Source organism: Marinomonas aquiplantarum (assembly GCF_003314975.1).
In the GTDB taxonomy this organism is placed as follows: Bacteria; Pseudomonadota; Gammaproteobacteria; order Pseudomonadales; family Marinomonadaceae; genus Marinomonas; species Marinomonas aquiplantarum.
Genome location: NZ_QNRF01000007.1, coordinates 20,749 through 36,988, shown reverse-complemented (window position 1 = coordinate 36,988; position 16,240 = coordinate 20,749). Strand labels below are relative to the sequence as shown.

The following is a 16,240-nucleotide window of genomic DNA, read 5'->3' as shown; positions in this document are numbered from 1 at the left end:
ATCACACCATCTTCAACTGAAAACGAACTTGTTTGTCTACACCACTGGTGCCCTGTAGCGTGGCACCGTAGCCCAAACGATTGTTGTCATTCTTATTTGTACTTAAATCGCCGGTACTTAAATTGTCGGTACTTAAATCATCGGTGCTTAAATCGCCGGTACTTAAATCGCCGGTACTTAAATCGCCGGTACTTAAATCGCCGGCACTTAAATTGTCGGTACTTAAGCGAGTCGTTTTCGGCTCTATACTGTCTTTCAAGCACATCAAGGTGATTTGAAAATCGCAATCTTTGTCACTGATCCAGGACACCAGATCACGCAGAGCCTGATGGTCTTCCCCACCAGGTACTAGACGCTGGATTCTGTCCAAAGCCAAGGGGCCTAATACCAGTTCCACGGCCGCCTGCTGATCCCAAATACGTGTTCCCAGTGTGGCCTCTGTCGATAAACGATGGTTGCTTTGACCCAACAAGGTATGATCTTCGTCTTGCACCTTGAGCCAACGCCCCAGCAGGCAGTTCAGAGCAATGAGAGGAATGCCCAGAACAATGGCAAACAGCTTACGAATCAGCGGCAAGCTCATGCGACAATTAGCCAAACTGCCCGCCAATGAGATCAAAGAAGCCTCGTCCTGATGATGACGTTGCCTTGCTAAGACGTCATCATGACCACTTAACGCCAACATAAATTTCCCCACCCGAGTGTGTTCAGCTAACGAGGTGGTTAAGCTGGTGTTGTTTTCCGCATGAATTAGGTAGCGTAACGCCTGTAAGCGGTTATTGAAGATGTCGATAAAGGCCGCCAGCGCGCCCTTACCATAGCGAAGATCTTGCCTGAGCAGGTCAACAAAAGGGTCCGCCAACGGACCATCCAGCCCGGTTAAATTGTAATAGGTACACTCTACCTGATGCTTCGCCTGTGGGTTGGCTTGTCGCTTGGCTAGAGAATGTCCCGACGTGGTGCTAGGCCCCTTCCCTGCGGCTGGGTTGGCCAGCCGCACTCGTCGAATTTCCCCCGCGGGTAATACCTGCGCATGGAAACTGGTAAAGTGTATTGTGTCATTTAATACCTCTAGCCAGTCTTCATCCCCTGTGTTCATGCCCATGAGTAAACGCGTCAACTGATGAAATGACCAGTTGGCGTCCGGCTCAGTAAAGAGCTGGTTTACAGAATAACCTGTTCGCCAATGCGTGGTTGCCATTGCTGCCATACTCCTTCACGTTGGTCACTGATCAGCTTAAGCTGGACAAAGTGATTTAAGCTGGTGTACAAGCCCAAAAAATAGCTCAACACACTGCCGAGCAAGAGAGGGTTTGAATTTGAAAAGTAGTCTTCGTTGATCAGCAAAGACAATAAGGTGCCACGGCAATGACCGCGCCACATATCACCTCCAATGCGCTTCACCACGGCCTCTGTGGTGAGTTCAACCAGACCATCAATTTGTCGCTGGTGAGAGCGGGATAAGGGATCACAATACAGACGCAGTAGCTGCTTTAAACTCGCCAATGACGAATCACCAGCGCTCAAGCTGTCCAAATTTAATGACAGCTGCGAAAGCAGTTTCACGGTATTTTGACCGTCTAATTTAGCGCCTTTAAATTGACTCGGTATGCCCATAATACTGGCGTTTAACATGGGCCCTGAGCCAAATAATTGTAAGCTTTGCCCTTCTCGTAGTGCTTCCGGGAGCCGCCGATTGTTACACAAGCCTTTGATCGATAAGGTTTGATCTATGGGTTGCGCCGCCGAGAAATCCGCCTGATAAAGGGCGACAAAGGTATCGCAGCCACGCTCACCGGGTTTCATCAGTTCCACCAGTCTAGTCACGTAGTAATGCTCAGACTGGGCATCCAGATTCGGCCCCAGCCAAGGCTTAATCAGGTTCGTTTGTCCCGCGGCCGAAATGCTTTTTACTTCGGTCAGGCTGTGTACTTCGGCATGCATGTAATGCTTTTCATCGGCAAGCACTCGGTATTCATGCTGATGGTGTTGCAATGGAATGGGCTTGAAATGCTTTTCATACAGGTTGATCACAGGAAAGCAGTTCAATAAAAAACTCTGCTTACTGAGGTGAATGTGTTTAGCCGATTGGTCCAGTAGAAAAAGGATTTCAAATTCCTCTTGTGACCCTTGCAGGGCCTGTTGTTCTTGCATAGACAGCAGATCAAAGAAATAGAACTTTTCGACAAAGGCAAAGTATTCTTGCAATAAGCGATACGCCCGTTGACTGCCAGCATCGTCAGGCAAAACATTTTGCTCATCGCCAAAGCCTTGCCATTCCAGTATTGAATCCGCTTGACCCGGCGCAGGACGCAACAGGGTCAATTTTTCCCCAACTTTTACCACAACGCCCCTAAGGCCATCGCACAACATCTGATAAAGAGGCGACTGCTGAGTTCGGTCACCCAGGTAAAAACGAAGGCGATTGATGGGGTAGTTTTGAATCGGTTCCGTGCCGGTATTAGTGACCCGAATCGACACCACAGATTGAAAAATAGTGTCCTCAGAGAGGATTTTTTCCAACCCCAAAACACTGTTCTTGGGCAGTACTTGGGTGTTGGCAACTTGAAGCGGCCATAAATCCGTGGGGTAACAGTTGGTAAAACGGCATTCCAAGCTTTCTTTTTGTCCGGTTTGCGTGACTTTTTGTGCGTTACCAATAAGCTGGCGGCCTTTTTCAAATCGATAGCCGTTCACAAAGTTGGCCCCATCTGGCTCAACATTGGCTTGCAATACGGCCATGCAAGGCAAGGATCGAATCAGGTTTGGGTAGAGACTGTGCAAGAGTTGATTGGGAATCTGGTCTTTTTGCTCGTACAAATCCGCTCGTAAACGCCCTGTCATATAGGCGAACGATTGAAGTAATTGTTCGACATGTGGGTCATTTGAGCGCCCAGCACTGAGCTTCAATTCAGCGGCGGCTTCTGGGTAGGTACGGCTAAACGCTTCCACAGATTGGCGTAAATAACGCATTTCTTGTTGAAATAAAGCATAACTCTGCGACATAGTGTGCCTCTCAATCTGCCACTTGAATCAGGCCCGTGCACATTTACGCTACCCCAAATTCAAACGCTTCTTCAAATTGTTCATGACGTAACTGTATGCTCAATCGACAACGGGACATTTGCCCAACGCTGCCCACATTCAGCACCTGAATCTGTTCTATTCGCGGCTCAAACAGTTGCAGTATCTGCACCATATCGTGTTGAAACTTATCAATTTGCTGATGATCATTTAATGACTGATCCACCAACGCCGAGAGGTTATGTGGAAAAGCCCCTTCACCACGAATTTGCTGGATACTGAGTTCATCCACTCCGGCGTCTAAAAAACCTCCCGAACTGAGAATACGCTCCACATTGGCTATCACTGACGCTTTAGTGGAAAGCCCACGTTCTGACAGGGTGAGTTTTTCAAACAAGGCCGCTGGCACAGGCTTCTCCTCATTAATTACCCGCAGCTGGTATTGGACGGTTTTTCGCAATGCTCCAAGCCGTCGCAGAGAAACCACCATTGTTCACTGATGCACCCTGAACCTGATGTAACCAACCAATTTCCGTAAAATTGAGTTTAAATTGCTCGGTAGGCATGTCATTCGGGTGCGATTGAAAATGGATTTCACTGATCAAGGTTAAACGCAGCTCAATAGCCATAATGGCATTCAATTGATCACCAGAGTTACGTAACACCCATAAGATGGTCGGTGCATCATTCACATTGTCTAAGGTGAGCGCTCTTAAGCAATAGTCGTACATTTTCGGCGAGGTGTAATCCGTGTACTTCACACAAGTAAAGTCGGTAATAACAGGACGCCCGGAGGTACGTGCGTTATTACTCACATCAGTTGTCACCTGCTGCTTAATCCCCTGATTAATCGACACCAACTCAATGCACTTATCACCTTGAAAAGTCAGGCTCCCAAATTTGGCGGTTACACCAAGCCAGTTTGGCTCCCCTGCCTCACCGTCTATCATGGTACCAATGCCAGTACCGTCGGCATTTGGCTGTCCAGATGTAATCCCATCTACGCCAAATTGCATTAATATTAGATCCATCGTTATTTACCTCTTATGTCATCATTCGCTAAGGTAACTCGGCGACCAAACGGATGGAGGCCGTGAGTTCTTCTAGTTGGAAATGGGGGCGTAAAAACACCACGGAACGATAGCTACCCGGTTTACCCGGCACATCGAACACATCGATACGCGATTCCCTTAACGGATAGCTGGCTTTCATTTCCTGCGGCGCAGAATCATCGACCAGTACATAATTGCTGATCCAGTTATTCAGGTAATCAGACACACTGTCTCGAGTTGCAAAACTGCCCACCTTGTCCCGCATAATCACCTTAATGTAATGGGCAAACCGTGACGCATTGAGCACATAAGGCAGCATGGTGGAAATCCGAGCATTGGCATTGGCCGCATCGGTATTGTATTTCTGCGGTTGTCCTGTGGTCTGGCCGCCAAAAAACGCCGCCTTATCACTGCCCTTGCGATGCAATATGGCCATAAAGCCTAAATCATTGAGTTCTTTCTCACGTCGATCGGTGATCTGCACTTGCGTTGGACAGGTCAATTTGACGTCACCGGAAGGGGTTTTGAAGGTATGCGCTGGCAAGCCTTCAACCAAGCCGCCGCCTTCAACGCCTCGAATGGCGGCCAGCCAACCGTGTTTGGCAAAGGCATTAGTGACCCGCTGTGACAATATGAACGCTGGATTGCCCCAGAGGTACTTTTTCGCATCACTGCCATCCACGTCTTCAACAAAGTCAAAGCCTTCTGCAACGACGGTTTCTGGGCCGTAGGGCAAGCGCAATAGCACTTTCGGCAGGGTGAGTGAGACGTATTTGGCATCGTCACTTTCTCGAAAGCTACGCCATTTAATCAGTTCGGCACTTTCGAATATTTTGGTCAGATCCCTAGGTTGCGACAGACTAAAGAAGTCTTCCATATCAAACAGTTTGGCGTAGGCCGCTGAAATAAAGGGCGCATGGGCCGATGCAGCCACTCCGGACAGTTTTTCCAGCAGCTCAATGTCTTCTGGATGACGGCCAAATTCATAGTCGCCCACCAAAAAAGAGTAAGGATCGCCACCATGGGTGCCGAATTCTTCCTCATACACCTTTTTAAATAAGGCGCTTTGGTCAAATTCAACGGCTTTTTGCAGGTCTTTAAGCAGGTCTTTTTTGGAAATGTTTAACAGACGAATTTTTAGACTTGAGCCAGTTTCTGTGTTCATCACCAAAAAGTTCAGTCCACGCCAGGTGGCTTCAAGCGCCTGAAACTCACTGGCGTGCATGACATGGTTGATTTGGTTGGTCAGCTGGGTATCAATTAAGGCGATCTTGTCTGTCATTCTATCGCCCGCAAAACGCCCCGGATTGTCCGGCACATTTTGTAAGATAGATGCGGCAAATTCACCGATTAATTCCAGCGCATAAGGCACCTGACTTTCGTCTAGGGCCATTTGCCCTTCCCCAAGCATGCGTGTCACCAATTCTGACGGGGCCACACTCGACCAAGTCGAGGCATCACTGCCGAATAGGTCGATCAGCTCTTGCTGTATGGCTTGGTCTGCAAGTATTTCCGTCAAGATGTCGTCCAATGGATCGTTACCGTCCAACTTGGCCATCATGTCGCGAATGCGATTGCGTGACTCGTATAGGATATTGGTCACGGTCAACTGTTTGACCAAACTGATCGGCTCGAAGTCGGCCATACTATTAAAGAACAGCTCGACATTAAGACGTTCAGCCTCTTCTTCAATCACGTTAGGCACGACATAGGCCAATCTGACCAAACAGCCCTTCATGATGTCGTCAAAGTTGTCACGGTCGATCTGTACAAATTCACGTTCTTTCACAAGGGGCAAGGGCTCGACAGGCGATCCTGACAAATCCGCTAATACACCCACAATCAAAGGCAGCTCTCTTTGTACAATGGCATCTCCTATTTCCACATCGTACGTAATATGAACCCTTGGTGACCGTACCCTGGATATTTTTTTCTGATGACTTTCCAAAACGAAATCTCCAAATTTAAAAGTAAGAAAGAAGGTCCTTAGCCCTTACCTCTTTGTTAATCTAAAATACAGTTGATCATTACGGGTTATTGAGCTGATCTCTCCTTGTCGCTCCAATGCTTTTAAAGCCTTGTCAACCGCCACCATTGAATCGTTAATTCTTTGTTTCTGTAACCACCAGTTTGTGATGCCCATTACCGTGTCTTCACTGTCTGGATGATCATTCAAATACTTTTTTATGAGTTGAGCGACATCATCTGCTTGATAATAATATTTCATGCCCATCTGACTTATCTCGTAAGGTTTCTGGTTCTTTACTACAGCACAATAAATGCCAACCTTAATTAAAAATTTAAGAGATTGATTAATAAGGAAATATTATTTATTTAGGAAAAATAATGTTCACCCTTTAGGGTAAAATTCAACCCAGAAAAGCGGGTTTAAAATATTTTTCAAAACTAGAAAAACATCGAATGCATAGTCTTTATATAATAAAAACTAATAGCAAATAGGCTTTAGAAAACAAATTTAGTTTTAGTAAACTAAAATTTTGTTTACATAAACTAACAAAATTTGGAAATGTACCTATACTCAATATCGTAGGAGGTTGTATTTATAAACATACTTTAAAGCTGAAATACTATGCGTAAAACCATCATCATCTATTTCAATATTCTACTAGTGGGGATTATTTTAGTTCTCTATTTACCCACTTACAGCAATAGCAAACAAGCTAACAATACCCTTTATACTGTGGACGGCGACTCTCTAATTTTTCCCTATTCCCTGAGTAGCCTACGTCTTCCGCCCTCTAAAGAGAACGCTGAATACACGTTACGGGTGGGCTTGTACCGTACATTAGGGCAAGCAACCGATAAAGCACAAACGATTCAAATCAATGCCCCAATTCAGGTTATAAAAGCCACAGACAATCAAAAAGAATGGTTCTTTATTTTGGTGGGTCGTTATACCAATGAGCTCGCCGCAGAACAAGCAAAGCAGACACTACATAACGATGGCGTGGCTTCGACTGTGAGTGTGTGGCCCGCCACAGCAAACAATGGTTAAGAGTCTAATGCGCTGCCTTCCGCTGGCGCTAACTACGAAGTCAGTCTTACAGCAGGACAATTACCGCTACCAAAAGGCATAACAGCGTTTTTAGACAATGTCACACCTCTATTTCCCTCTCTTTATCAGAAACACAAAAAGTGGCTCAGGCATTCAATAAGTTTGAAGAAATTCGCCAGGACGCTGTAGAACAAGCACAACACGTCTCATGAAACACAAACGATAAGTAGCAATTCGACACAGCGCGAATTGTTACTTATTTCTTCTGTAAAGATTTTACATTGATCCCGCCATAACAATCAGTTACATTTATTTACAAATCATTTACCTTTACTGGAAATGATTGATCAAGCTATCCCCAAACCCAATATGATATTTGAAAGGAATTCGCTGTGACTAAATTGCATAAGTCTTTAGCTTTTGGACTGACCTTTGTTTTAGCTGGCCTTGCGACGTCTGCAAACGCCATCGAAAACAGAAAAACCTTATGTGTACATGGTAATGAAAATCGCGTAATTGAAGTGGTTTACCCTGAAGGTAATCGCCTACCTTGTGAGGTTCAGTACACTAAAGCAGGAAACACGAAAACACTATGGAACGCTAAAAACAAAGCGGGATATTGTGAAAACAAAGCCGCTGAATTTGTCGGAAAACAAATCGGCTGGGGCTGGTCTTGTGATTTAGTGGAAGACATGAAAGAAGAAGTTGCAGCACAATAAGCCACTCTTTATGTGTCGTCCTAAAATAGGTTATGAATAAAAAGGCCAGCCCACAAGCTGGCCTTTTTATATTCTCGCATCTCATCACATTGCCATACTCAAATTAACACTTCTCGTCTCATTTTTAAGCCTTTCCAAACAAAGCTGCCCCTTAATCACGTCACATTCAACCGGCTTTTTTGACCGCTAATTGCACCGCAATTCCCCTGAATTTAACCAAGAGAACACTCGTCATTCGCTAGACAATATAAAGACATCATGACAAAGCAATTTTGGAGAATATTTATGGGCAGGAATTTTACAGACAAATCACAAATCTCTCAGGACGGTAAGGGAATCTGTGGTTTCACGCACATGATTCAGTTATTGATCGACAACAACAAAATGACACTGGAGGACTTCGAACGACTCTATGGCAGTAGCACTAATTTTGCGGAACATTGGCTCAGAACACAGATCGAGCACGATCATTTAGTTGGCTCGGATAAAGTAGCAACCGCACTGAAACAATCTCTCCATTTTACAGGAGACTTTGGTGGTGAATACAGTAACATCACGCTCGACCAGTTATTACTTGAAACCCACTGGAATTGGACAAAACGACCTGGTTTTGCCTTGGTTCCAGAAGCCATCTGCGACTACCTAGACCGTAAGTACCGCCTTCCAATGATGATCCAAATATTCAATCGATACCCCACTATCGATGAGCTTTGGAGCAATACCAATAAGCATCTGGGTGAAGGGATTTATGGCATCATGAAAGCGCAAGGTGCCGGCCCACAGAAAGACCAAATTCAGCACTATGTGTACATCGACAAACAAGGTGAGTTAATGACTTGGACAGAAACAGGCGATGCGGCAAAACGCAAAATTATAGCCAATGGGTTTGAACACGTTGTCGTTCGACTCTTTCCTAAAAAATAGCCAGAATGCTCATTGTATCCCCAAGCTCACTTATTGCAGATAAATAAGTGAGCTTATTGCCGTACAAAGAAGGCTTAAAACTCAGCTAATCGAAACCCTGCTATCTTATGAACTTCTTGTATGGCTCGATCAAATTCGGTCTGCCAATCATTTGGACTTCTTTCCATAAACCCAGCCAGAATTTGTGCTTTCGTCGCCCCTTTTACCGCCATAATAAAAGGAAAACCAAATTTGCTGCGATAGGCATCATTCAATTGTAAAAAGTGAGCGAGTTCATCTTCACTGCATTGATCTAACCCTGCGCCAGCTTGTTCCGATTTAGACGCATCAGTCAGCTCACCTGAAAGTGCTGCTTTACCTGCGAGATCCGGATGCGCTCTGAGTAAGATTAATTTCTCCTCTTCAGTACTCGCATCTACAATGTCTCGCATCGCCTGCTGAATTTTCGACATCTCATCGTAAGAACCAATTGGGTGCTGTGATTTAAGTCGCCAAAGCTGTTCCGCAACCCAAGGGGAATGCTCATAAATACTACCCAGTAGTGTTACGAATTCCATTTCATCTGTGGTCGTTAGCACGGCTTCTCGCTTAGACATTTCATTTCTCCAACCACCCACCACACAAACAAGACGTGATAGGAACATCGTTTAAAAACCATAAAACATATGGCACATTTATTGACTACTATGAAACAATGCTTTCATCATCATTTCAACTAATGGACGTTTAATCTGCAAAAAATAGGCTAACTTCACCTATTGAACTTTATTGAGGATACAAAATGGGTTATCTCACAACACACATTCTAGACACCACAAAAGGCATAGCGGCAGCTGGAGTCAAAATACAATTATTTCGACATGACAGTCATGGTCAAAAAGAACTGATTCATTCTACGATATCCAACGAAGACGGTCGCTGCGACGCCCCTCTGCTAGACAAGCAAGACTTTGTTTGCGGAGTGTATGAACTGGAATTTGCCATAGAAGAATATTTCTTACAGCAAGGCGTTCCATTACCTAGCCCAAGTTTTTTAAACATCGTTAATATTCGCTTTGGCATCAGTAATGAGTCTTCGCACTATCACATTCCTTTACTGGTTTCGCCTTATTCATACAGTACCTATCGCGGTAGTTAGTGCCATTAATCGTTGCCTAATCGCACCAAGAAAAGGCATTCGCACCAAGTTAACTCAGTACTTTCCCCTTTCTACATAAAATGGCTCACTCTGGTGAGTCATTTTTTTGTCCATCTGTTCAACAAATGCTTTCTCTCAAAGCCAATAAAACAAAGGTTTCACAAATTATTTTTTGGGATCATTTGTTTCGTGGCACATTTATTGCGACTAAAGATAGCAATAAGCGATTCAAATCAGACAAAGAATCAACATCTGTATTTAGCAATGAGGTAATAACAAGATGAAAGCATTGATCATTGGCGCAGGTATCGGCGGTATGTCTGCTGCAGCGGCTCTTAAACAACAAGGAATTGAATGTGACATCTTTGAAGCCGTAAAAGAAATAAAGCCAGTCGGAGCCGCGCTGTCTATTTGGTCAAATGGCGTCAAGTGCATGAACCATCTCGGCATGGGCCACATTATGGATCAACTGGGTGGGCCAATGCATTATTTAGCCTACCAGGATGGTCTAACTGGCACGGTCATGACGCAATTTAGTTTAACGCCATTAGTTGAAGCGGTCGGAGAACGTCCCTGTCCTGTGTCTCGTGCCGACCTACAAAGCCAAATGATCGATTGGTGGGGCAAAGAGAAAATTCAATTTGGTAAACGCATTGAATCCGTTGAACAATCAGTGGATGGCGTAACAGCCTACTTCACTGATGGTACACAAGCATCAGGCGACTTCATCATTGCTGCCGACGGTACGCACTCAAAAGTACGCGCTCATGTCTTAGGTTATGAAACCGAACGTCGTTATGCGGGTTATGTTAATTGGAATGGTTTGGTAGACATAGACGAAGACATCGCCCCAGCCAACCAATGGACCACCTTTGTGGGCGAAGGCAAACGCGTCTCCATTATGCCAATCGCTGACGGTCGATTTTATTTCTTCTTCGATGTGCCACTACCAAAAGGGCTTGATGAGGACAGAAACACCGTTAAACAAGATTTAACAAGATACTTTGCAGGCTGGGCTGAGCCAGTGCAAAAGCTGATCTCAGCCATCAACCCTGAAACCACTAATCGCATCGAAATTCATGACATCGAACCGTTCGACACCTTGGTAAAAGGTAAGATTGCCTTGCTGGGTGACTCGGCGCACAGCACCACACCGGACATAGGTCAAGGTGGCTGCTCCGCTCTGGAAGACGCTGTAGTGTTGGGACAATGCTTCGCCAAAACCCCAGACATTGAAGCGGCTTTGCTCGACTATCAATCCGAACGTCGTTTCCGTGTAAAAGATCTGGTTCTAAAAGCACGTAAACGCTGTGATGTCACTCATGGAAAAAACATGCAGGAAACTCAAGCTTGGTACGATGAACTACGCCAAGAAAAAGGTGACAACATCATCGAAGGCTTGCGCAATACCATAGTCGGTGGGCCATTAGCCTAGCTCAACCCAATAACCTCCCCCAGTATGCTTGCTGGTTTGTTTTCCCACTCATAGTGACTACTGTGAGTGGGCTTTTTTTACCTGCCAACACAGTCGATTGATCCCGTCGCAAATTTGCCTTTTCTTACTCGATTAGTAAATAATGATCCTTTCATGTTTATTTAGGGAAGTTGCTCACAAAGCATCAGTCCGAAAAGAACACAATAACAACAAATGTTCGCTCAGCAGAAACCACCTTTCTGCCCCAAAAGGACGGTAAAAATGTCGCTCACTGACTTATCACAAGTGCAAACAGTTCGTCTTAATAACAACCAGATCACCGTTGATGTATTAACACTTGGCGCCAGCCTTCAGGCGGTTTATTTAAAAGGCCATCAACACTCCATGGTGCTCGGTTCTCACCAGATTGCGGATTACTTAGGTCCATGCCGATATTTTGGCGCCATTGTTGGACGAGTAGCAAATCGAATTGCCAACAGTCAGGCGCAAATAGGGAATCACCTTTATCAACTTACGCCCTCTTCACCAAGCCCACACCAATTGCATGGTGGGCCCAACGGTACAGATTGTAAAAACTGGCAGATCATCAAACAATCCGATGACGCCGTCACACTTCAAGTAACACTACAAGACAAGGAAATGGGTTTTCCTGGTAAGCTCATCATTGATGTCACTTACCAATTACTGGAACAAGGCTTGGAAATGAAGATTCAAGCCTCAAGCGACCAACTTACCTTATGCAACCTAGCCGGCCACAGCTACTTTAATCTAGATGGTCATGGTTCCATTTTGGACCATAAACTATGCGTTCATGCAGACCATTACTTACCTGTCGATCAAGACCTCATCCCGACAGGTGAAGTCACCCCCACTGCCGGCAATGAATTCGACTTTTCTCATCTACGCACCATAGGTCGTGACGATTACCCTGGCCTCGATACCAATTTCTGCTTGTCTTTAGCCGCAAGACCCATTCAAACAGTCGCAACGCTTAAAGCCCCTTTGACAGGCATAGAGCTAGAGCTGCTCACCACTGAACCGGGACTTCAAATATACGATGGTCGCCATATCGCCCTATCTGCAAACAACTGCATCAACAAAGTGGAGTTAACATCATACTCAGGCTTAGCCCTTGAACCTCAGCATTGGCCTGATGCGGTTCACCATTCTCATTTTCCCCCCATATTACTGGCTGAAGGGGAAACTTATCAGCAAACTACACAGTACCTATTTCGCTAGCACGCAATATTTACTTCGCTAGAAAGACGAATTAGCCATAAAAAAAGGGGCCGAAAACTCGGCCCCTTTTTTGTTGCTTGATTATCTTACTGCAGACTTAACGTAAAAGTCCCTTCCGGCGTCACTGGCAAATATTTTTCATAAAAATCAAAGTAGGCTTGCTCTGGATTCAGATCAGCAAACAAGTCTGGGTACATCGCCTTGGCATAGAAAGCGATCATGGCACTGTCCATAATGGTACGACATGCACCATGGTAAGCACCAAACATGCGATTGTTCTTCACCGCAGACAAACTTGCCCAGCCAGTGCGTTGTTTAAAACCTTCCAAGCGTTTCAAGGCTTCTTGTTTCTCCACACCTTGCCCCATGATCATGGCATCAGTAGAGTTCGCCGACTCATAACCTGTCATCACAATCACGTCTGGGTTAGACGCAATGACTTGCTCAGGGTTAAGTTTGCCCCACCACTCAACGAAAGGGGCAGAAATATTATCACCACCCGCCATAGTGGAAATCGCTCCCCACATGTTTTTACCAAAAGTATAACTCAGCTCACTTGGCCCCATAGAACCAAACTCAGTGTACACTTTTGGCTTAGGTAGATTGGCTTCTGCCAAACGCTTGCTGATGCCTTCAACTCGCTCTTGGTATTCTTTGGCAATTTTGGCCGCACGCTCTTGCTGGCCTGTCACCACGCCAATCAGCTCCGTACTTTTCAGATGACGCTCTAACGTTTGAGCATTGTAATCCACGACTAATACAGGGATTCCTGCATCTTGAATGCGCTCCACATCCGTTCCTAACCCCTTAAACTGCCAATCCGCTAATAACAACAAATCAGGACGTAACGCGATGACTTTTTCAACCGAAAAAGTTTTCGTATCCACACGGCCAATGCCAGGAATGTCCGCTAAAGATGGACGGTGTTTAACATACATATCCCAATTGGCAGGGCGAGCTTGCCAAATGTACTTGGACATTCCAACCACATTGTCATAAGCCGCTTCCGTACCGATTGCCATGTAATCTTCTGGGTAAAAACCCACAATCACACGCTCAGCAGGACTGTTAAACGAGACTTCACGACCCAACACATCATCCACTGTCACTTGTTTAGCCCAACTTACACTTGCCACCGCAGCGAAAAGAAGCGTTATGAACAACTTAATCATAATAGAACCTTTTATCTCATCAATAGTTTTGATTATGATAATCGTTCTTACTTAAATTAAACACTCCTTTCTTCTTTCTGGTGCTAAAAAACAGCGTGAAAGTCGCAACAAAAAAGCCACTTAATCAGCTTAAGTGGCTTCTGGGTAAGACCGTCTATTTTTCCTTAAGCTTTATTCAGTGCGAAATTTCGCTACCATCTCATGCAACTCTTTGCCTAATACATCCTGACTCGCACAAAGCTTGGCCACATCGCCAGAAATCGCCGATACTTGCTGAGCCGAATAACTAATATCCGTAATATTTTTATTAATGTCTTCTGTGACAGCTCTCTGTTGTTCTGCTGACGCGGCGGTTTGCATGGTCATATCACGCATTTGTTTCACCACTTGCTCAATCTGTTCAAAAGACTCTAATGCCTGATCGGATAAGCTAATAGCCGCTTCTGACTCATTCAGACTCGTCATCATCGAATCCGATGCTTGTTTAGTCCGGTTGGCCAACAGATTCAAGATACTGCCTATCTGTTCCGTCGACTCTTGCGTTCGTCCAGCAAGGGTTCTGACTTCATCGGCTACTACCGCAAAGCCTCGGCCTTGTTCACCGGCTCGGGCAGCCTCAATGGCGGCATTCAGAGCCAACAAGTTGGTTTGCTCAGCAATGTCCTGAATCGTTGAAAGAATCTGATTAATATTGGCCGTTTCTTTGGTTAACTCAGTAATAATGTCATTCGACTCTTTAAGACGTTGACCAAGTCGATTCACACCATCAGCACTGCCTTTGAGCAAATCTTTCCCCGCCACCGTGGTTTCCAATCCCTTTTCCGAAAACTCGGCGGAATGCGTGCAGCTTTCCGCTGCATCACTTGAGGCAATCACCATTTGCTGGCCAGCTTCAACAATTAACTCAATAGAACGCAATTGTTCGCTAGTAGAGTTGGCTACCTCACTGGCTTTTTGAGACGTTTCCGCCGAAACCTTGTCCATTTTTTGGCTGGACTGCTTAATTCCGACGATTAACTGACGAGTCGAATCTATGAATTGATTAAACCAATTCGACAATACCCCTGTTTCATCTTTAGACTGAGTTTCAATCCTCGAAGTTAAATCCCCTTCCCCTTCTGCCAAAATTTTCAAATGATTAGAAACCGACTCAATCGGCGTCACCAAACCTTTAGAAATTACAAAAGCGACCACGATACACAGTAACAAAAGCAGCACACACACGATGACCGTGGTGGTAATCAGTTCATTGGTACTGGAGTAAATTTCCGCAGTGGGCATCACCCCCACAAATTTCCATTGTAAGTTAGGCGAAGTAATCACATTGGCGTAATAGTCTTTACCGTCTAAGGTAAAATGCAGCATACCAGTCGAAGCTTGGGCAATTTGTTTATAAGCTTCTCCCTCTAACTCACTTATTTTCTTAAAGTTATTTTCCGGATGGATGGCGTCCACCAGCACAGTGCCGGTGTTTTCGATCACCATAATACTGCCAGACTCACCCAACTGTGTTTGGTTTGCCATGTCCGTTAGTGTTTTGATCGATACATCGACGGCCACCACACCACCAACTTGATTGCCTCTTTGATAGGTCCGCACTGCAGACACATATACCGCATCATCTGGCTCCCAATAATAGGCTTCACGTAATACAGTCTTGCCATTATTTTCCATACCGACCGTATACCATGGACGCTTCTCAGGGTGCCACTCAGCATAGCCATAGGTGCCAGGCCATTCAGAATAGCCACCACCTTGGTCTCCCATGTAGACATAAACAAAGTTGGGATTATTGTTACCAACGGCTTCAAATAAATTATATAAGTCGGCTTCACGTCCACCATTTTTACTCGCCACGTCTTTTGGAGCTTTCCCCTCTGTTTCAAAGTACGTGGTTAATGGCTTGGCATTGGGATCTTTAACAGCATCGCTTTCTGATAGAAAACCAACCGTGTATTTAATGTCTTTAATAAATTGGTCAAAGGTCTTTTCAACTGCGCCTAGGGTTTGTCCGCTGTTTTTTGAAAAACTTTCAAGCGCTTGATTAGAAGCAAGGTAGCCAGTAATGGAACTGATAATGAGAATGGGCAAGAGAGTCGCAAGACAGAGGGTGATCAATAACTTGGTTTTTATCTTCATTGGTATTTTTCCAGCACGAGTCCATTAACTTGAAGGCAGAGCCACCTCCGTGAGAATCGATTTAAATCAATCTATATAGAAGAATAGGCAGAAAATATTACAAAGACATAATTTACGACGATTTTTTTTACTAACTTATTGTTCAATGGAATCAATAACCTTTAGTACCTCCGGTAACACCGTTATATTTTCTTCTCGCATCGTCTTAAACAGCACAAGAACATTTGGCCTTTGCTCTGGAAATTCAACTAACCACTGAGATAACACTTGTTCCACTTCCGCCATAGGTAGACCGTCATTAACCGGCACCTCTAGTGCTTTTAGTTGCTCAATGAAATCCACTTCATCAATCAAATCAACAATCATCATACCATGTCACCTC

At 44.9% G+C, this 16,240-nt stretch carries 16 protein-coding genes; 6 read left to right on the top strand and 10 right to left on the bottom strand.

The annotated features are described in order from the left end of the window. Window position 1: 1 nt before the first annotated feature. From tssG to DFP76_RS13095, 6 genes are read right to left on the bottom strand one after another with little or no spacing between them, the layout of a single operon-like run. Window positions 2-1,201, bottom strand: a complete 1,200-nt coding sequence (gene tssG / locus DFP76_RS13120; RefSeq protein WP_181799853.1) for a type VI secretion system baseplate subunit TssG — start codon at window positions 1,199-1,201, stop codon at window positions 2-4. Further along, window positions 1,165-3,006, bottom strand: coding sequence for a type VI secretion system baseplate subunit TssF (gene tssF / locus DFP76_RS13115; RefSeq protein ID WP_113875098.1), 1,842 nt, complete (start codon window positions 3,004-3,006; stop codon window positions 1,165-1,167). Before tssF ends, tssG begins: the two co-directional genes overlap by 37 nt. A gap of 43 nt (window positions 3,007-3,049) precedes the next feature. Continuing rightward, window positions 3,050-3,433 carry a hypothetical protein gene (locus DFP76_RS13110; protein ID WP_113875097.1) on the bottom strand — a complete coding sequence of 128 codons (384 nt, stop codon included), beginning with the start codon at window positions 3,431-3,433 and terminating at the stop codon, window positions 3,050-3,052. 13 nt (window positions 3,434-3,446) lie between these two features. Continuing rightward, the gene (locus DFP76_RS13105) at window positions 3,447-4,055 is read right to left on the bottom strand and encodes a type VI secretion system tube protein Hcp (RefSeq protein ID WP_113875096.1); all 609 of its coding nucleotides are present in this window, start codon (window positions 4,053-4,055) and stop codon (window positions 3,447-3,449) included. Between the two features lie 28 nt (window positions 4,056-4,083). After that, window positions 4,084-6,024, bottom strand: a complete 1,941-nt coding sequence (tssC, locus tag DFP76_RS13100) for a type VI secretion system contractile sheath large subunit (protein WP_113875095.1) — start codon at window positions 6,022-6,024, stop codon at window positions 4,084-4,086. Between the two features lie 45 nt (window positions 6,025-6,069). Continuing rightward, window positions 6,070-6,309: a hypothetical protein gene (locus DFP76_RS13095; protein ID WP_113875094.1), complete on the bottom strand. Its 240-nt coding sequence runs from the start codon at window positions 6,307-6,309 to the stop codon at window positions 6,070-6,072. Window positions 6,310-6,666: 357 nt separating this feature from the next. On the opposite strand from DFP76_RS13095, the gene DFP76_RS13090 reads away from it, so the two are divergent. The 3 genes from DFP76_RS13090 (at window position 6,667) to DFP76_RS13080 (ending at window position 8,735) form a co-directional block, all read left to right on the top strand. Then, entirely contained in the window at window positions 6,667-7,092 is a 426-nt protein-coding gene (locus DFP76_RS13090) for an SPOR domain-containing protein (RefSeq protein ID WP_113875093.1), read from the top strand. Between the two features lie 392 nt (window positions 7,093-7,484). Next, a complete protein-coding gene (locus tag DFP76_RS13085) occupies window positions 7,485-7,811 on the top strand; it encodes a hypothetical protein (protein WP_113875092.1) in 327 nt (108 codons plus the stop codon). 285 nt (window positions 7,812-8,096) lie between these two features. Next, window positions 8,097-8,735 carry a hypothetical protein gene (locus DFP76_RS13080; protein WP_113875091.1) on the top strand — a complete coding sequence of 213 codons (639 nt, stop codon included), beginning with the start codon at window positions 8,097-8,099 and terminating at the stop codon, window positions 8,733-8,735. 74 nt (window positions 8,736-8,809) lie between these two features. Here the strand turns inward: DFP76_RS13080 and uraD are convergent, their stop codons facing one another. Continuing rightward, window positions 8,810-9,331: a 2-oxo-4-hydroxy-4-carboxy-5-ureidoimidazoline decarboxylase gene (gene uraD, locus DFP76_RS13075; protein ID WP_113875090.1), complete on the bottom strand. Its 522-nt coding sequence runs from the start codon at window positions 9,329-9,331 to the stop codon at window positions 8,810-8,812. 185 nt (window positions 9,332-9,516) lie between these two features. Here uraD and uraH point away from each other — a divergent pair, with 185 nt between their 5' ends. The 3 genes from uraH to DFP76_RS13060 all read left to right on the top strand — a co-directional run bounded on the left by uraH (window position 9,517) and on the right by DFP76_RS13060 (window position 12,547). After that, a complete protein-coding gene (gene uraH, locus DFP76_RS13070) occupies window positions 9,517-9,873 on the top strand; it encodes a hydroxyisourate hydrolase (RefSeq protein WP_113875089.1) in 357 nt (118 codons plus the stop codon). Window positions 9,874-10,153: 280 nt separating this feature from the next. Continuing rightward, a complete protein-coding gene (gene hpxO, locus DFP76_RS13065) occupies window positions 10,154-11,308 on the top strand; it encodes an FAD-dependent urate hydroxylase HpxO (protein WP_113875088.1) in 1,155 nt (384 codons plus the stop codon). Between the two features lie 261 nt (window positions 11,309-11,569). Then, window positions 11,570-12,547, top strand: a complete 978-nt coding sequence (locus tag DFP76_RS13060; RefSeq protein ID WP_113875087.1) for an aldose epimerase family protein — start codon at window positions 11,570-11,572, stop codon at window positions 12,545-12,547. 86 nt (window positions 12,548-12,633) lie between these two features. Here the strand turns inward: DFP76_RS13060 and DFP76_RS13055 are convergent, their stop codons facing one another. From DFP76_RS13055 to DFP76_RS13045, 3 genes are all read right to left on the bottom strand, one after another. Next, the gene (locus DFP76_RS13055) at window positions 12,634-13,719 is read right to left on the bottom strand and encodes an ABC transporter substrate-binding protein (RefSeq protein WP_113875086.1); all 1,086 of its coding nucleotides are present in this window, start codon (window positions 13,717-13,719) and stop codon (window positions 12,634-12,636) included. 171 nt (window positions 13,720-13,890) lie between these two features. Next, entirely contained in the window at window positions 13,891-15,858 is a 1,968-nt protein-coding gene (locus DFP76_RS13050) for a methyl-accepting chemotaxis protein (RefSeq protein WP_113875085.1), read from the bottom strand. Between the two features lie 135 nt (window positions 15,859-15,993). Then, on the bottom strand, window positions 15,994-16,227 hold the full coding sequence (locus DFP76_RS13045; protein WP_113875084.1) for a hypothetical protein: 234 nt from the start codon (window positions 16,225-16,227) through the stop codon (window positions 15,994-15,996). Between the last annotated feature and the right edge of the window lie 13 nt (window positions 16,228-16,240).

Bases quoted from the DNA above. Each gene is read 5' to 3' on its own strand.
- tssG (WP_181799853.1), bottom strand. From the start codon at position 1,201: ATGGCAACCACGCATTGGCGAACAGGTTATTCTGTAAACCAGCTCTTT.
- tssF (WP_113875098.1), bottom strand. From the start codon at position 3,006: ATGTCGCAGAGTTATGCTTTATTTCAACAAGAAATGCGTTATTTACGC.
- DFP76_RS13105 (WP_113875096.1), bottom strand. From the start codon at position 4,055: ATGGATCTAATATTAATGCAATTTGGCGTAGATGGGATTACATCTGGA.
- DFP76_RS13095 (WP_113875094.1), bottom strand. From the start codon at position 6,309: ATGGGCATGAAATATTATTATCAAGCAGATGATGTCGCTCAACTCATA.
- DFP76_RS13090 (WP_113875093.1), top strand. From the start codon at position 6,667: ATGCGTAAAACCATCATCATCTATTTCAATATTCTACTAGTGGGGATT.
- DFP76_RS13080 (WP_113875091.1), top strand. From the start codon at position 8,097: ATGGGCAGGAATTTTACAGACAAATCACAAATCTCTCAGGACGGTAAG.
- uraD (WP_113875090.1), bottom strand. From the start codon at position 9,331: ATGTCTAAGCGAGAAGCCGTGCTAACGACCACAGATGAAATGGAATTC.
- uraH (WP_113875089.1), top strand. From the start codon at position 9,517: ATGGGTTATCTCACAACACACATTCTAGACACCACAAAAGGCATAGCG.
- hpxO (WP_113875088.1), top strand. From the start codon at position 10,154: ATGAAAGCATTGATCATTGGCGCAGGTATCGGCGGTATGTCTGCTGCA.
- DFP76_RS13060 (WP_113875087.1), top strand. From the start codon at position 11,570: ATGTCGCTCACTGACTTATCACAAGTGCAAACAGTTCGTCTTAATAAC.
- DFP76_RS13055 (WP_113875086.1), bottom strand. From the start codon at position 13,719: ATGATTAAGTTGTTCATAACGCTTCTTTTCGCTGCGGTGGCAAGTGTA.
- DFP76_RS13050 (WP_113875085.1), bottom strand. From the start codon at position 15,858: ATGAAGATAAAAACCAAGTTATTGATCACCCTCTGTCTTGCGACTCTC.
- DFP76_RS13045 (WP_113875084.1), bottom strand. From the start codon at position 16,227: ATGATGATTGTTGATTTGATTGATGAAGTGGATTTCATTGAGCAACTA.